This is a genomic window from Gynuella sp., assembly GCF_050297175.1.
Taxonomy (GTDB): Bacteria; Pseudomonadota; Gammaproteobacteria; order Pseudomonadales; family Natronospirillaceae; genus Gynuella.
Window position 1 is genome coordinate 244800 of the sequence record NZ_JBNKSF010000027.1, and the last position, 16044, is coordinate 260843.

General features: G+C 50.0%; 13 protein-coding genes. 6 read left to right on the forward strand and 7 right to left on the reverse strand.

Annotated features, from left to right (window positions below; translation table 11 throughout):
- Positions 1 to 231 precede the first annotated feature (231 nt).
- Genes ACQY6I_RS10890 through ACQY6I_RS10900 form a run of 3 tightly spaced genes read right to left on the reverse strand, consistent with a single transcriptional unit; the run spans position 232 to position 4620 of the window.
- Positions 232 to 1608, reverse strand: a complete 1377-nt coding sequence (locus ACQY6I_RS10890; protein ID WP_428241514.1) for an HDOD domain-containing protein — start codon at positions 1606 to 1608, stop codon at positions 232 to 234.
- Positions 1609 to 1655: 47 nt separating this feature from the next.
- Complete coding sequence (gene recG, locus ACQY6I_RS10895; RefSeq protein WP_428241515.1) at positions 1656 to 3734, reverse strand: ATP-dependent DNA helicase RecG; 2079 nt, start codon at positions 3732 to 3734, stop codon at positions 1656 to 1658.
- Positions 3706 to 4620, reverse strand: coding sequence for a hydrogen peroxide-inducible genes activator (locus ACQY6I_RS10900; protein ID WP_428241516.1), 915 nt, complete (start codon positions 4618 to 4620; stop codon positions 3706 to 3708). Before ACQY6I_RS10900 ends, recG begins: the two co-directional genes overlap by 29 nt.
- Before the next feature lie 113 nt (positions 4621 to 4733).
- Between ACQY6I_RS10900 and ACQY6I_RS10905 the strand changes: the two genes are divergently transcribed.
- Together ACQY6I_RS10905 and ppnN are read left to right on the forward strand one after the other, a co-directional pair.
- Positions 4734 to 5561 carry an NAD-dependent epimerase/dehydratase family protein gene (locus ACQY6I_RS10905; RefSeq protein WP_428241517.1) on the forward strand — a complete coding sequence of 276 codons (828 nt, stop codon included), beginning with the start codon at positions 4734 to 4736 and terminating at the stop codon, positions 5559 to 5561.
- Positions 5562 to 5576: 15 nt separating this feature from the next.
- A complete protein-coding gene (gene ppnN / locus ACQY6I_RS10910; protein ID WP_428241518.1) occupies positions 5577 to 6953 on the forward strand; it encodes a nucleotide 5'-monophosphate nucleosidase PpnN in 1377 nt (458 codons plus the stop codon).
- Positions 6954 to 7010: 57 nt separating this feature from the next.
- Here the strand turns inward: ppnN and ACQY6I_RS10915 are convergent, their stop codons facing one another.
- Positions 7011 to 9857 carry a TolB family protein gene (locus tag ACQY6I_RS10915; protein ID WP_428241519.1) on the reverse strand — a complete coding sequence of 949 codons (2847 nt, stop codon included), beginning with the start codon at positions 9855 to 9857 and terminating at the stop codon, positions 7011 to 7013.
- Between the two features lie 168 nt (positions 9858 to 10025).
- Between ACQY6I_RS10915 and glpE the strand changes: the two genes are divergently transcribed.
- The 3 genes from glpE (at position 10026) to hemH (ending at position 12067) form a co-directional block, all read left to right on the forward strand.
- Positions 10026 to 10322 (forward strand): thiosulfate sulfurtransferase GlpE, encoded by a 297-nt coding sequence (gene glpE / locus ACQY6I_RS10920; RefSeq protein ID WP_428241520.1) that lies wholly within the window; start codon positions 10026 to 10028, stop codon positions 10320 to 10322.
- On the forward strand, positions 10319 to 10942 hold the full coding sequence (locus ACQY6I_RS10925) for a LysE family translocator (RefSeq protein WP_428241521.1): 624 nt from the start codon (positions 10319 to 10321) through the stop codon (positions 10940 to 10942). Before glpE ends, ACQY6I_RS10925 begins: the two co-directional genes overlap by 4 nt.
- A 93-nt stretch (positions 10943 to 11035) precedes the next feature.
- Positions 11036 to 12067, forward strand: coding sequence for a ferrochelatase (gene hemH, locus ACQY6I_RS10930; protein ID WP_428241522.1), 1032 nt, complete (start codon positions 11036 to 11038; stop codon positions 12065 to 12067).
- Positions 12068 to 12113: 46 nt separating this feature from the next.
- Here hemH and ACQY6I_RS10935 read toward each other — a convergent pair whose 3' ends face one another.
- The 3 genes from ACQY6I_RS10935 to ACQY6I_RS10945 all read right to left on the reverse strand — a co-directional run bounded on the left by ACQY6I_RS10935 (position 12114) and on the right by ACQY6I_RS10945 (position 15188).
- A complete protein-coding gene (locus ACQY6I_RS10935; RefSeq protein WP_428241523.1) occupies positions 12114 to 12548 on the reverse strand; it encodes a hypothetical protein in 435 nt (144 codons plus the stop codon).
- A gap of 439 nt (positions 12549 to 12987) precedes the next feature.
- Positions 12988 to 14115 carry a PilT/PilU family type 4a pilus ATPase gene (locus ACQY6I_RS10940; protein ID WP_428241524.1) on the reverse strand — a complete coding sequence of 376 codons (1128 nt, stop codon included), beginning with the start codon at positions 14113 to 14115 and terminating at the stop codon, positions 12988 to 12990.
- A 38-nt stretch (positions 14116 to 14153) separates the two neighbouring features.
- Positions 14154 to 15188, reverse strand: coding sequence for a type IV pilus twitching motility protein PilT (locus ACQY6I_RS10945; protein ID WP_428241525.1), 1035 nt, complete (start codon positions 15186 to 15188; stop codon positions 14154 to 14156).
- Positions 15189 to 15349: 161 nt separating this feature from the next.
- Here ACQY6I_RS10945 and ACQY6I_RS10950 point away from each other — a divergent pair, with 161 nt between their 5' ends.
- A complete protein-coding gene (locus ACQY6I_RS10950) occupies positions 15350 to 16039 on the forward strand; it encodes a YggS family pyridoxal phosphate-dependent enzyme (protein WP_428241526.1) in 690 nt (229 codons plus the stop codon).
- Positions 16040 to 16044 lie beyond the last annotated feature (5 nt).

The window sequence follows — 16044 nt, forward strand, 5'->3', positions numbered from 1 at the left end:
TTACAAAGCCCTATAAAAAACAACACATACTTACAAAATTGTGGAGATATATTTATAGACCAGATATCTCGGTCCGTATGGCAAAAGCGGTATTCAAATCACTTTGTTTTATAATATTTTCAAATAAAAAATATTTTAATATTCTGTTTTTTGTCAATAGTTCAAAATATGTCACCAAACCGCTTAACTCATATTATTTTTATTGGCGCCCAGCGATTTGTTGCGCACGATCTATACCGGACCACTCAGGCTTTGACTGATGGCATCCAAGTCCGCCTGAGAAGCAACAATTGCCTCCATAACGGCTGGTATTCCTTCAGCATCCATATATAGATTCTTGAAGATGGATGTATCGATCTGTTCATCCGGCCCAGACAACAGGCGATACTTCCTGAGTAACCTCAGAGCCAGGTAATTCAGATGAGCATAGTCACTGTAAACCCCGGAATAATCAGGCTCCTGCAGGTAACGAATCCCTACACACACCTCTTCCGGCAGATTCCAGGATTTTAACAGTGTCGCTGCGATCTGCTCACGGGAAATACCCAGAATATAGCGTTCAATGTGCATGGGATTTAAATGCGGGTTCAGCTCCATGTGCTGAATGACTTGATCAAAATGGGGTGGAAATGAATGCGCCAGAACCAGATAACCGAAATTATGCAGCAGCCCGCTCAGGTAGATCAGTCCAAACCCTGGTCGCAATGCCGGTGGAATCAGATCTTTGAGCTTAATCACCGTCGCGGCCATGTATACGGCCTGCTTCCAGTAAGGAGAACAGCCTTCGGCCTCATTCTTTGGCAGATTCAGGATCTTGCCAAGGGATAATCCGAGTGCCAGGTTCATGACCAGATCGTAACCCAGTACCCGAATAATGGCATCCTGTACTGACCGGATGGAACCCGGCGCGGCATAATAGGATGAACTCGCCCAACTGACGACCTGAGCCGCCAACGGAGGATCGCGTTCGACAATGCCTGCCAGCTTGTTCACATCCGCATCGGGATCGACTCTGAGCCGGATAATGGCTTCTGCTGTTTCTGACAAAGGCGGAATATCAAGGGTTTCCTCAATTCGCTTTTTAATGCGCAATGACGTCAGATTACGAATAGCACTGTGGATCTCATTCTGATCCTGCTCGACTCCCAGGTGGTACTCGATCTCTGTCACAGGAATTCTCCGGCACAGATCAACCTCTTTCACCCGTTCGCTCAAATATAGCTTTTTAACATCCTCGAGACTGATCAGCTTTTCTTCATTACCAGCCCGGATATAAATCGGATCGCTCAAAAAAACGCTTTTGTCTATCCAGGTTTCATAAGGCAACAAGCCATCGAGCGCCGGAAAATTCGACAAGCCGAGCTTATGCTTGAGTTTTTGTTGCTCTACCAGACTGACAGCTTTCAAGTCACGGCCGGTTACTGCTTTTAGTCGGCTTTTTTCCAGCAAACAGTTGGATGATGAAAACAGCTGTACCCGACCACTCTCATCCTCCAACAGAGTGACCTCAACAGTCACCGGTAATTCAAACGTAGGCGTGGATAAAACATGATGAGAAAGATGGTGATTGGATAAGTACTGCTGGACCAAAATAGGTAAATCAGACATAGAGGGTACCCAATGTTTTGCGATCTTCCTTTAGTGTAGAACGTTCATCAGACTTTGCCGTATTTCTCGCCATCGGGAATCCATCGTTTTATGACCGGCTCTACATTTTCCGGATAATATGTAAGAAGCTGTTCTGCCAGCCACTGTACATCATCCAGCATGCCGGCGTCACGTTGCAGATCTGCCACTTTAAATTGCATGAGTCCGGTTTGTCGGGTCCCCAAAACCTCCCCTGGGCCACGCAATTCCAGGTCTTTTTCTGCGATTTTGAAGCCATCGTTGGTTTCCTTCATCACCTGCAAACGCTCCTTGCCCTGCTGCGATAATGAGGATCCATATACCAACACACAGAAGCTCTCCTGATCCCCCCGACCAACACGCCCACGCAACTGATGTAACTGAGCCAACCCCAAACGTTCGGGATTCTCGATAATCATGACAGAGGCATTGGGCACATCCACTCCAACCTCGATGACGGTGGTGGCTACCAGCAGATGTAAATCCCCTTTTTTGAAGTGTTCCATCACTTCGGCCTTCTGTGTCGCTTTCATACGGCCATGCACCAGACCGATCCGCAACTGCGGCAATGCCAACGCCAGATCTGCCGCAGTATCTTCGGCCGCCTGGCATTGCAGCTCTTCTGATTCTTCAATCAGCGTACACACCCAGTAAACCTGCCGGCCAGACTGACAGGCACTGGCTACCCTGGCAATCACATCAACCCGGCGCTGATCACTGATAGTCGTCGTCACCACGGGTTTACGCCCCGGCGGCAATTCATCGATAATGGAACAATCCAAATCAGCGTAGGCACTCATGGTCAGGGTTCTGGGAATCGGAGTTGCGGTCATAATCAACTGATGAGGAATCTGACCACTGCTCTGGCCTTTTTCCCGTAACGCCAATCGCTGGTGCACCCCAAATCGATGCTGTTCGTCGATAATAATCAACCCCAGACGATGAAAACGGACCGATTCCTGAAACAACGCGTGAGTACCAACGACAATCGTGGCGCGTCCTTCGGCAACCTCCGCCAGCTGTTGTTCACGGATTTTTTTGTTGTGTTTGCCAACCAGCCAGGCCACCCCCAGCCCCAACGGATTTACCAGCTGACAGATATTATTAAAATGCTGCTCTGCCAGGATCTCCGTGGGCACCATCAGCGCACACTGAAAACCGTTTTCCACCGCCTGCAATGCTGCCAAGACCGCAACCATGGTTTTACCTGAGCCGACATCCCCCTGAACCAACCGCATCATTGGTACTCTGCGACACATATCCGCACTGAGCTCGGTAAACACCCGCTGCTGTGCAGCTGTCAACTGAAAGGGCAGCCGGGCCTTCAATGCCTCTACATGATGCCCATGTAACGGCATGGCCACCGCAGGTTCCAATTGCGCCTGCTGTTTGAGCTGTTTGAGGCTAAGGTTGTGGGCCAATAGCTCTTCCAGTGCCAACCGTCGCTGGGCTGGATGCTGCCCTTGTTCAAACAGATCCAGGCGGGTATCGGTGGATGGGTGATGGAGTTCCTGAACCGCCTGAGCAAGAGTTGGGAGCTGGAACTTCTGCAGCAGCACTTCTGGCACGTAGTCCGGCAATTGCCGAACATGTGGCAGCACCTGATCCACCAGCAACCGTATGCGTGTCTGATTCAACCCTTCAGTCGTTGGATACAGGGGGGTCAAACAGTTTTCCAGAGGACTTGCGGTGGCAGCATTCAGCAGCTTGTATTCCGGATGATACATTTCATAACCGGTACTGCCGGTACGAACTTCTCCATAACAACGGACCCGGTTACCCGAGACAAATTGATTTTTCTGGGCAGCACTGAAATGAAAGAATCGTAGAGTCAGCGTACCGGTACCATCCTGTACCCGCACCACCAGAGACCGACGCTTGCCAAACACCACCTGGGCGGCACGAACCTCTGCTTCCACCACCACTGCCTGACCAAAACGCAAACCACCGATCGGTGCAATCCGGGTACGATCCTGGTAACGGTATGGCAGATGGAACAGCAGATCCAGTGGTTGAAAAACGCCGATTTTATTGAGCTTCTCAACCAGTTTTTCGCCGACGCCTTTGAGGTTGGTCAGTTTAAGTGTCGTGGTTGTGCTTAATGACACTGGCGATTAACTCCATGGCTTTTGGTCGGGTATAAGTGGCCCGCCAGGAAAGTGCTACGGTACGGGTGGGCGGATTGTCAGCAAACGGCACCACTTTGATCAGATTGGGATTGTATTGTCCCGGTCTGGCAGCAGAACCCGGCAATATGGTCAACCCCATGCCGGATGCCACCATGTATTTCAAAGTCTCCAGGGAGCTGCCGGACGTCAGCGAGCGCATCGGTGACGATTTTTCCAACGTGGATTGCTGAATGGCCGGACAAGATTGCATGATCTGATCCCGCACACAATGACCATCACCCAGTAACAGCAGGGTTTCATCTGCCAGTTGCTCCTGCGATACACTGGCCATTTGTGCGACCGGGTGACTATACGGTGCAAGCACTACAAACTCTTCGTCATACAGCGGTCGGGTTACCAGATCCGTACCGGTAAAGGGCATGGCTACGACCGCCGCATCAATATCGCCAGCAATCAATTGTTTGCGCAGACTGGCGGTAAAGTTTTCTTCAATATACAAAGGCATCTGTGGAGCCCGCTGATGCAATTCAGGAATCACAACCGGCAGCAGGTATGGAGCAATCGTAAAAATAGCCCCGAGACGGATTTCGCCTTGCAGCGGATCCTGGGAATTCTGGGCGATAGCCTGTATATCACTGACTTCCTGGAGTACCTTGCGGGCCCGTTGCACGATATGCATACCAATGGGAGTCACATCAATTTGCTGGTTGCGACGCTCAAATAACGCCACATTGAGCTTTTCTTCCAGCTTCTTAATGGCCACACTCAACGTTGGTTGGCTGACAAAACATTGCTCAGCAGCCTGGCCAAAGTGTTTCAGCTCTGACAAAGCCACCAAGTATTTCAGTTCATTCAATGTCATCATAAGGGATAATTCGCATTTAAAGCTGGCTCGATTATACCGATTCAGCCACGGACCGATAGCACAAGACTGAAAATACATACAGCTCAAAAAATTATTGGAATAAGACTCTGCATATGACGAAACACTATTCGCTGATCATCCTTGGCGCAGGCGATCTGGGTTCCCGGCTGGCCCTGGAGGCCCAGCAGAATAATCTGTCGGTGTTGGCCATCAAACGCAGCCGGGATGACACGTCCAGGCCTTACGACATGAAATACCTGGATCTCACCAGCGACATTAAACAGCTGGCCGATTATGCCTGCGACATTATGGTTTACTGTGTTGCTGCCTCTGACCGCAGTGTTATCGGGTACCGGCAAAGTTATTACCATGGCCTTAAGCAGGCTCTGGCAACCATTACCCATCAACACTGCCTGTTTGTTTCCTCAACCCGGGTCTATGGCCAGAATGAGGGCGAATGGGTCGATGAGCAGTCACCATCAAACCCGGCAGATCCTCAAGGGCAAGTTCTATGGGAGACCGAACAACTGCTCAAAGGCCAGGACTGCAGTGTCAGACTGGCTGGTATTTATGGGCCCCTGCGTACCCGGATGATTCGCCTGGCGAACCAGGGGAGCTGGACGGAACAGACCGCTTTCGGCAATCGTATACATATTGAAGATGCTGTGGCGCTGATCAGCTTTTTATGTAACCGTTGGCGGTCCGGTCAGTCGAACCCCAAAATTGTTCTTGGTTGCGATGGTCAGGGTGCCACTCAAAATGAGGTTCTGGCCTGGCTGCAACGGCAAATCAATGTCGATCAGCAGGCATCAGCTAAACTGACAATGTCAAAGGGGAAACGCTGCCGCAGCAGCTGGCTGCAGCAGGCAGGATTTCAGTTTCGCTATCCGGATTTCCAAACCGGTTATGCTGCGCTACTGCAGGACCGGCCCCGGTATTAATGTAAGGAAAAGAACATGAGTCATACGACCAGAGCAGTCAAAAGTGCTTCCCTCTCTCCCAGAGGAAGCCTCGAAATATTGTCCCAGCAGGAAGTGGCCAAAGTTAGAACCACTGGTCAGAACGGTATGCATGAGCTGTTTCGACGATGCGCACTGGCCATCCTGAACACCGGGTCTGATGTCGATAATGCCAAAACCCTGCTGGAAGCCTATCCAGACTTTGACATTGAACTTGAACAACAGGATCGTGGCATCAAACTGATCGTAAAAAATGCGCCTGCAGAAGCCTTCGTCGACGATGACATGATTTCATCAACCCGGGAAATGCTGTTCAGTGCCCTGCGCGACATCGTCTACAGTCAAAGTGGTATCGACACCCACGTCGACAACCTTAAAAGTGGTAAAGACATTACCGAATATGTGTTTCGCTTCCTGCGGAATGCCCGCGCTTTTGCGCCCGGCCGCGAGCCCAATCTGGTAGTTTGCTGGGGCGGCCACTCAATCAATAACCGCGAATACAAATACACCAAAAACGTCGGTCATGAACTCGGTCTGAGAGGTATGAACATTTGTACCGGCTGTGGTCCTGGTGCCATGAAAGGGCCGATGAAAGGCGGCATTATTGCCCATGCCAAGCAGCGCGTTCAGGGTGGCCGCTATCTCGGTATTACCGAACCGGGCATCATCGCCGCCGAAGCGCCCAATCCGATCGTCAATGAGCTGGTGATCATGCCGGATATTGAAAAACGTCTGGAAGCCTTTGTCCGGATCGGTCATGGTATTGTTATTTTTCCAGGCGGCGCCGGCACTGCCGAAGAATTGCTGTATATACTGGGTATTCTGCTGCACCCGGATAACATCTCAATTCCATTTCCGCTGATTCTGACCGGCCCAAAAGAGTCAGAAGATTATTTCCAGGAGCTGCACGAGTTCATCAATACCACACTGGGGTTTGAGGCTCAGCAGAAGTATAAGATCGTCATCGACAATCCCGCCCAGGTGGCACGGGAAATGGCTCAGGGACTGCACGATGTAAGGGAGTTCCGGATCAAGATGGCAGATGCCTTTCACTTTAACTGGCTGCTGACCATCGACAAAGCTTTTCAGCAGCCATTCGAACCCAGCCACGAGAACATGGCCAAACTCGAACTGAGCCATAAGTTACCTGTCCATACACTGGCAGCGAACCTGCGACGGGCATTTTCCGGCATTGTCGCCGGCAATGTGAAAGAACAGGGAATTAGAACCATCGAGGAAAAAGGACCATTTGAGATCAACGGCGATCCCCGCATTATGGAACCCCTCGACCGGCTGTTGCAGGCTTTTGTAGAACAGCACCGGATGAAACTACCCGGGGCCAAATATGAACCGTGCTACCGGCTCAAGAAATAACAGCAATGCACTGACATCAAACGGCGACGGGCACGTTTGATGTCAGCTCCGTAAAACCTACTGGTTACTCACTCCCACCCCGACGATAGTCTGCATTTTATAACCATCCACCAAATAAGTACTCACGTAAGGATTGACCTGGAGAGACAGATTGCTGAACAGATGGCTCGGTAAGGCAACCGTCACACCGGTGGACCAGCGATCCTCAAAATCATCCTGATACTCGGCAGTTTCATAGTCGGCCGACAAACTGAGCTGCCAGCTCTTAAGGTACAACACCCGTCCCAGACGCCAGGACAATGGTCCGACCGGCGCAACATACTCCAAACCAACCCGACCGCCCTGATCTTTGGTCAAGGTATCCAGAAAACCCCGTGCCGGTTCAAACTGGTTCGGTAGCAGAAAATCATCATCCCCCCGCTGCCCTTCATATTCGGCCTCGGCAACGATCGAATGGGTCAGCCAGAAGCCGGGAAAATGAAGCTTCAACGATCCCCAATACTGTTGCTTGTCAAAATCTGACCACTCATCCACGGACTGATTGAAGCCCAATTCCGCTACCCAACCATGGCGACTTGCAGCATCCCGCATAGCACCTTCCCGCTGCTGGCTGAAACCAACATAGGATTTCCACAATGCCAGTGCGCCCGAAGGCTGGTTATCGATATCATCACGCACCGGTATATCGTCAATATCCGAAAAACTCAGATTCACACCGGCCACGGCCTGAAACTGCTGGTAATCCTGTTGCCACGACCACGGTACGTAGGCACCAATATTGCGAGTATTTTGCCGCCACTGTCGTTCCACATCATGCTTGTCAGTCTGCGCATAGAAATTCGACGCCACTGATGCCGTAATAACCGGGTACCAGCGTCGATAGGCCAGAGAAAACAAACCACTGGTTTCATGATGCTTGAAATCCTGAATCACTGATGCCGACATACCCAGCGTATTTAACAGATTATTGCTGTTCACTGTCGCCGAAGCGCTCTGACCGGAAAACAGCAATGACCAGTTATTAATGTTCACCAAATTACCCCAACGGGAATACGGACTGACCTCATGATCCTGAGGTTCCGGCGGAGTGATGTCTGCCAGCAAGGGGTTATCGTTACGCTGTGCCTGCAACGGCGCAAAATAATCGGTTCGTACTGGCACCACCTGATCTTTTTCAGTACCGGACAAATTCGCCACAGGCACCATAACAACATCCTGCCCATGTGCCTGGTAATCGGCAAAAACGATGCTTTTAAGAGGGGCATTCCAGTTGGGAAAGTATGCCCCGTAAGGACGTTGAACGATCAGTTGCGGCTGCCCTGCATCGGGTAACAGCCACAACTGATCCGTGCCGCTATAATCGCTGCTATACACCACCCCCTGATCAGTAAACACCGGCGAACGGGGAACCTGATCATGATTGGCTGCCATCAGTATCTGTTGCTCTCCTGATGCCAGTTGCAGCTCCCGAATGGAAAAGCCCTCGTCATCCAACTGTACAAACACCAGCTGCTGCTCATCCGCATTCCAGGCCAGATCAAATGCAAACGCATGTTTTGGCAAAGCAAAATGCTGAATCACTGCACCATTGGTATCCAGGATGTGAATACTCGCATCACGGGTTTCAGTAAATTCTGCGGCTGCGTAATAGCGGTCCGTTGGACTGACAGCAACGGAGGTATACTTCTGCAGTTGGGTTAAATGCTGTAACCGGTCTTCTTTGAGTGAGTAACAATCTATATCGCCCCAGGACTGGAGGCTGAAACGCGCATTAGCGTGATAGTTAATCCAGCAAACCTGGTCATCACCCTTGCTGATGGAACGTTGTTTGGCGGTGCCTCGCAGACTGCTGGCAACGGTGTTTCGTATTTGCCGAATGCGAACTTCGCGGCCATGTTCGATACTGACCAACCAGGTGCCATCCATGACCCCATGACGTATAGCCCAGGTCGTGTCACCAGAGCTGGCAAACGGATAATAACTGCGCCAGGCCTTGCGACCGGGTGCCCACAGCGGCTCAACATCGGTGAGCGTCATGGCCTGCTGTTGAGCCTGCCAGCGCTGGTGAAGCTCGTTCATGGCATGCTCATAGGTTTCCGGCAGCGAATCCTTGGTCAGCTTGCGGGTGTTACCATCAAATGTAATGGTCAGACCGAATTCTCCAGTGCCTTCCAGGATATTATCCAGAATCCGGTCACCATAGGTCTTGCGCAGATAAGTCGTCAGAAAATAACCAAGTTCATAATGATTCGCGAATGGATAGCTGTCATACCCGGTGCCCAGAAATGCGCGGAAATAATCATAACGCGGCTGACTCAATTCATGAGTGCGACGCCAGAGATCGAAGGACGCCACCCTGCCACGACCACCATTAGACAGCAGGGTTTCCTCCAGCACGGCATCCCCTTCCAAAAACCAGGCTGGATAAAAAATCCCATTTAAAAATGCACTGCCGTTCTCCCCAAACCAGGCCGTCAGAATCCGACCACTATTAGTATCCAACGGCTGCAGCGCCTGGATAGTATGGCGAACTTCATGAATGCTCAGTGTTTTTAACCAGTCTTCCGCTGCAAATGCCGAAGGCTGATTAAAAAATACTGACCGGAACGGGGACGTCGCCACATAGCCGTTACTTTCATGAGAACTGGAGGATAACAAGATGGGAATACGTTTCGGCCGCAATGTCACAGGCATGGACTGCTCCATCCTGGGAACATAAAACTCCAGATAAGAGGCAATGCGTTCGGCCTCACTGCGCAGCTCCGGTTCAAACACAATCCGATAATCCGGCAAATCAATTTTCTGCCAGCGAGTCATTGGGGCGTGCTGCTCTGTGGCAATAACCCACGTTGACCACAACCAAATTACAGCAACCATCAAGCTGCCCGGGCTCCAAAATCGCATATTTACGTCCTTATTTTCTGGCTTGTGAAGGTCGGCGAATATACCAGATTCGGACAAAATGGAAATTTTATTCCGTGGTACCCCCTGACTCTGATCAGGTACTTTGCATTCCTGCTAACAGTCAATAGAATCCATTATTTCCTGAATCAATTTACAATGGAGCCTGTTTTGGTAAAGCATATCGATCCGGCCGGATTAAAAGCCCTGCAATCGTCCTGCCTGGTGGTCGACATTCGTGACGACCAGTCTTTCAATGCAGGTCACATTCCAAACGCCATTCAGCTGACCAACGAGAACGCATTTGAGTTTCTGACCAACACGCCTCGGGAGCAAACCGTCGTGGTCTGTTGTTATCATGGTATTAGTAGTATCAATGCAGCCAGTTTCTTACTTGAACAGGGATTTCAGGACGTTTATTCACTCGACGGTGGTTATGAAGCCTGGGCAATGGCGGAACCATCATGATCAGTATGGCATTACTGGCTGCATTCATTCCGACATTCTTTTTTGTGTCTATTACCCCTGGTATGTGCATGACGCTGGCCATGTCTCTGGGGATGACAATCGGGGTCCGGCGAACCCTGTGGATGATGGCTGGAGAACTGGCCGGTGTCGCGACCGTGGCAATTGCCGCAGCCATTGGTGTGGCGGCAATCATGCTGCGTTTTCCAATGTTGTTCGTGGTGCTGAAAATCATTGGCGGCACTTATCTCATCTATCTTGGTTATACTCTCTGGCGCTCCAAAGGTAAGCTGGCCTTAACAGAACAAAATGCACCTCATAAGCAATTGAGCCGTCGGGAGTTAATGTATCAGGGATTCATCACTGCAGTTGCCAACCCAAAAGGCTGGGCCTTCCTGGTCGCATTATTGCCACCCTTTATTTCTCCGGATTACCCATTACTGACGCAACTGCCCGTTCTGATACTGATGATTTTAATATTGGAATGGACGTGCCTGATGATCTACTCCAGCGGAGGCCAATCTCTGGGCGCGCTGCTCAAAAATACCGCTAACCTGAAACTGATGAATCGTATCGCCGGGTCATTGATGGCAGGTGTGGGTATCTGGTTGATGCTGAGTTAATGAGCATCATTGTTTTTTTTAATTTGGATCCTCGCAATACAGGCGCAATATGACAGTTTGCCCAATCACATTTAATCAACGGTCACGATTTTTATGAACTATCAGGGTTTTACCGACATACCAAGCAATGCTCCTGGCACAGCTGTACTCATTTGTAATCTCGGCACCCCCGAGGCCCCGACTCCAAAGGCACTGAAGACCTATCTGAAGGAGTTTTTATCCGACCCCAGAGTGGTCGAAGCGCCACGCTGGTTATGGTGGCTGATACTGAACGGTATTATTTTAAATACCCGGCCTCGTAAATCAGCGGCCGCCTACCGGGAGGTGTGGACGGAACAGGGCTCGCCACTGCTGATCTATACCCGCAATCAGTCAAGAGCGTTACAAGCGCTCGTCAGCAAAGAGTCTGAGGAACCCGTCGTGGTGGATTTTGCCATGCGCTACGGTAACCCCAGCATGTCTGACAAGCTCTCCGCTCTGTTGCAACAGGGGATACGTAATATCATCGTACTGCCGCTTTACCCGCAGTACTCCGGTTCAACATCCGGGTCGACGTTTGATGCTCTGGGTCAATTTCTGCAAAGCTCCCGCACGGTACCGGATCTGACCTTTATTCATAACTACCATGATCATCCCGCCTACATAAATGCCATGTCAGAACATATTCAAAACTACTGGAAACAACATGGCCGGGCCGACAAACTGATTCTGTCTTATCATGGTACGCCGGTATCCTACCGGGACAAAGGCGACCCTTACTATGATCAATGCATGAAGACCAGCCAGTTACTGCAGCAGGCACTGGAGCTTGCAGATAGCGAGATCATGACAACGTTTCAATCCCGCTTTGGCAAAGCCGAATGGTTACAGCCCTATACCGATAAAACGATGATGCAGTTGGGGTCATCCGGAGTAAAATCCGTTCAGGTGTTCTGCCCCGGCTTTTCATCCGACTGTCTTGAAACCATAGAAGAGATTGATCAGGAAAACCGGGAATATTTCCTTGAAGCCGGCGGCCAGAGTTTTAATTATATTCCGGCCCTGAATGATAAACCGGAACATATTCAGGCTTTGTTGGAAATTATCCAACCTTATCTTTTGGCATCTCGGCAGGCGAAACGCTAAAACAGACAACGACTTTTTTGGGAGGGAAAGTGGAATACACTTACCCTCATAAGAAAATCATAGCAAGAAGAGACCTTACCAACATATTCAGTCGCCATGTACAGTAACCGAACAAAAAAAATAGCATCAAACAAATAATAATCATGGCAACAAATACCCATATAGATGATTGCTTCTCGCTGTACACCTGTACAGATGGTCTTTCAGACTGATCATGGTGAAGGGCAATACGACGATCCATTTCCACAACGTCATCGCTCTGATACCAGGCAGCCACTTGCATTCCATTTGAAGTTGGCACTAAAGCCGTCGCTATTTTTTTGCTGATTTTTTGTTGCTGAGCAGAATAAATCGGTTCCGAGTCTGTCGAGTAAGTCACATCAACTACCGCTACGGAGCATGGGGATAAAAACGCTCCCATAAAAACGACAGAAACAATGCAATTCAGGAGTATTCGTTTCAATTTGACCGAATTAGGCATGCGACTTCCTCCATACACTCGTGTTATATGTTGGCAGCACAGCATCACCAAACAAACCGCTACAGGTAGTTTTGAGAAACTTGGTTCAGAACAGTTTTTTGTTTTTATTTTTTGACGGTATATTACCTTATAAATGGAAAATCAAACTCATATACAAGGATTATTGACCTAGATATCACGAAGTGATAGGACGGAAAAAGTCTGTTATAAAATAAACTCCAAAAAAACCCATTATCCGGGCTCTTGTACAGTTTTAATATCCGCTTAACAAAGACAGGTGGGATGGGTGCCAGCCGTGGAAAAATGACCAGCCCCCTCTAATGACGTGCTACTTGAATCAATCAGAAATATTCGAAACACAGATATCACGCGAGCATCCGAACATAGAAAGGTATATGCCCGGATTTCTTTCTTAACGCCATAAACACAGGGCTATGGGTTAGTAGTTGTCTCCGTCCTGAATGGTAAAACGACTGGAGTTATCGTCCAGGTGACCGGAATCGGTTTCCTGATCCAGTTTGATCATCAGACGCAGATCGTTGGCGGAGTCAGCATGCGCCAGAGCATCCTGATAGGTAATTTCGCCGCTCGTATACAACTGGAACAATGCCTGATCAAAGGTCTGCATACCCAGCTCATTGGATTTGGCCATGAGATCCTTCAACAGGTGCACCTCACCTTTACGGATATGATCCTGAACCAAAGGCGAATTCAGCAACACTTCAACCACAGCCCGACGCCCGTTTCCATCAGGGGTTGGAATCAATTGCTGCGCCACAATACCACGCAGGTTCAATGACAGATCCATCCACAATTGCCGTTGTCGTTCCGACGGAAAAAAGTGCATGATCCGGTCCAGCGCCTGGTTGGCGTTGTTGGCGTGCAATGTCGCCAGACACAGGTGTCCGGTCTCCGCAAATGTGATGGCATATTCCATGGTTTCCTTGGTCCGCACCTCACCGATCATAATAACGTCCGGTGCCTGCCGCAGAGTGTTCTTCAGAGCCACTTCAAACGACTCAGTATCAATACCAACCTCACGTTGGGTTACGATACAACCTTCATGCTGGTGAATATATTCGATCGGATCTTCGATGGAAATAATGTGGCCTTTGGAATTCCGGTTACGGTGCCCGATCATGGCCGCCAGCGAGGTGGATTTACCGGTACCAGTCGCCCCTACAAAGATCACCAGTCCGCGCTTGGTCATGGCCATTTGCTTCAGCACATCTGGCAGACCCAGCTCTTCTGTCCGCGGAATACGGGTCTCAATACGCCTAAGTACCATTGCCGTGAGGTTGCGCTGAAAGAATGCACTGACCCGGAAACGACCAATGCCCCGAGCGGAAATGGCAAAGTTACATTCATTCGTGTCGATAAAACTTTCTCTTTGTCGCTCAGTCATGACCGACAATACCAGTTCACGGGTTTTTTCCGGCGACAGAGGGTTCTTGGTAATTGGCACCACCTGACCATGAATTTTCATGCTCGGTGCAACACCCGCCGTAATAAACAGATCCGATGCGCCTTTTTCAACCATCAGCCGCAGTAACTTATCGAATTCCATAACCGTTGTTCCGTTGTGTGTTTAAGCTCTCTGAGCCATTATAAGGATTCAGGCTGTTTGGCCCGTTCACGTGCAATTTCCCGGGTAATCATGCCACGTTGCAGTAGATTTTTCAGACACTGATCCAGAGTCTGCATACCAACACTGGCGCCCGTTTGTATGGCCGAGTACATCTGCGCGACCTTATCTTCACGCACCAGGTTACGAATGGCCGGTGTACCGATCATAATTTCATGGGCAGCAATCCGGCCACCACCGTTCTTTTTCAACAGCGTCTGCGAGATAACGGCCTGCAGGGATTCAGACAACATGGACCGTACCATGGATTTTTCTTCTGCCGGGAAAACGTCGATTACCCGGTCAATGGTCTTGGCCGCCGAGGTGGTATGCAGAGTACCAAATACCAAGTGGCCGGTTTCTGCCGCGGTCAACGCCAGACGAATGGTTTCCAGATCCCGCAGCTCACCCACCAGAATAATGTCAGGGTCTTCCCGCAGGGCCGAACGCAATGCTTCACTGAATCCGTGTGTGTCCCGGTGTACTTCCCGCTGATTCACCAGACACTTTTTGGATTCATGCACAAATTCTATTGGATCTTCAATGGTCAGTATGTGCTCATAACGGTTTTCATTGATGTAGTTAATCATCGCCGCCAGAGAGGTGGATTTACCAGAACCGGTTGGCCCGGTCACCAGTATGAGGCCTCGTGGATTGTGACAAACATCCTTAAAAACCTGCCCCATGCCAAGATCTTCCATGGTCAGAACCTTTGAGGGAATGGTCCGAAACACCGCTCCAGCGCCACGGTTCTGGTTAAATGCGTTCACCCGGAAACGAGCAACTCCCGGTACTTCAAACGAGAAGTCGGTTTCCAGAAATTCCTCATAGTCTTTACGTTGTTTGTCATTCATGATGTCATAAATCAACGCATGCACTTCTTTATGCCCCATAGCCGGCAAATTGATTCGACGAACATCGCCATCAACCCGGATCATCGGTGGCAACCCCGCCGAAATATGTAGGTCAGATGCGTTTTGTTTGGCACTAAAAGCCAATAATTCAGTGATATCCATGAAAAGCCTCGTCGGATGTTAAACGGTCGCCTAAACACACCAGCCGAAAAATTGGCTGAAAATATGCTGTGAACTGAAGATACCTATGTGTTAAGCAACACCATGTATCGTTACAATATCGTCCCCATATATACCGGGCAACGAGAATAGCACCAAAATTTATGAGTACCATATCACAGCGATTTGAGCAGATCCGCGCGCGCGTCCACAGAACCGCAGCAGCCTGCGGCCGCAAGCCTGAAGACATTGAGATTATTGCCGTGTCAAAGACCTGCCCAGCCTCAAGTATAGAACAGGCTGTCGCCGCCGGCGCTCGGCATTTGGGTGAAAGCTATATTCAGGAGGCAGTGGACAAGATCCAACAGTTATCCGGATTAGCGGCAGTATGGCATTTTATTGGCCCGATTCAGTCCAACAAGACCCGTCAGATTGCAGAGCATTTTGCCTGGGTACATTCAGTGGATCGCGAAAAAATCGCCCGTCGACTCAATGACCAGCGCCCGGAGCAATTGCCGCCACTGAACGTTATCCTGCAGCTGAACATCAGTCAGGATCCCAACAAGCAGGGCATTGTCCCTGCCGAACTGGAACAGCTGGCCGCCCAGGTGGCAGAAATGCCCAGACTCACACTACGTGGAATTATGGCCGTTCCGGCCATTGACCTTGAAGAATCCGAACTACGTCGCCAATTTAGAGCGATGAATACACTGTTAACCGGGCTAACTTCCAAATACCCGGAATGCAATCAACTGTCACTGGGTATGTCCGGTGATATGGATATTGCCATCGAATGTGGCTCCACCATGGTCAGAGTCGGTTCCGCCATTTTCGGCAGCCGGCCTGGCAGATAAGCAAC

Coding starts and splice junctions, on each gene's coding strand:
- ACQY6I_RS10945 (WP_428241525.1), bottom strand. CDS start 15,188: ATGGATATCACTGAATTATTGGCTTTTAGTGCCAAACAAAACGCATCT.
- ACQY6I_RS10900 (WP_428241516.1), bottom strand. CDS start 4,620: ATGATGACATTGAATGAACTGAAATACTTGGTGGCTTTGTCAGAGCTG.
- hemH (WP_428241522.1), top strand. CDS start 11,036: ATGAACTATCAGGGTTTTACCGACATACCAAGCAATGCTCCTGGCACA.
- ACQY6I_RS10925 (WP_428241521.1), top strand. CDS start 10,319: ATGATCAGTATGGCATTACTGGCTGCATTCATTCCGACATTCTTTTTT.
- ACQY6I_RS10915 (WP_428241519.1), bottom strand. CDS start 9,857: ATGCGATTTTGGAGCCCGGGCAGCTTGATGGTTGCTGTAATTTGGTTG.
- ppnN (WP_428241518.1), top strand. CDS start 5,577: ATGAGTCATACGACCAGAGCAGTCAAAAGTGCTTCCCTCTCTCCCAGA.
- ACQY6I_RS10940 (WP_428241524.1), bottom strand. CDS start 14,115: ATGGAATTCGATAAGTTACTGCGGCTGATGGTTGAAAAAGGCGCATCG.
- ACQY6I_RS10890 (WP_428241514.1), bottom strand. CDS start 1,608: ATGTCTGATTTACCTATTTTGGTCCAGCAGTACTTATCCAATCACCAT.
- ACQY6I_RS10905 (WP_428241517.1), top strand. CDS start 4,734: ATGACGAAACACTATTCGCTGATCATCCTTGGCGCAGGCGATCTGGGT.
- ACQY6I_RS10935 (WP_428241523.1), bottom strand. CDS start 12,548: ATGCCTAATTCGGTCAAATTGAAACGAATACTCCTGAATTGCATTGTT.
- ACQY6I_RS10950 (WP_428241526.1), top strand. CDS start 15,350: ATGAGTACCATATCACAGCGATTTGAGCAGATCCGCGCGCGCGTCCAC.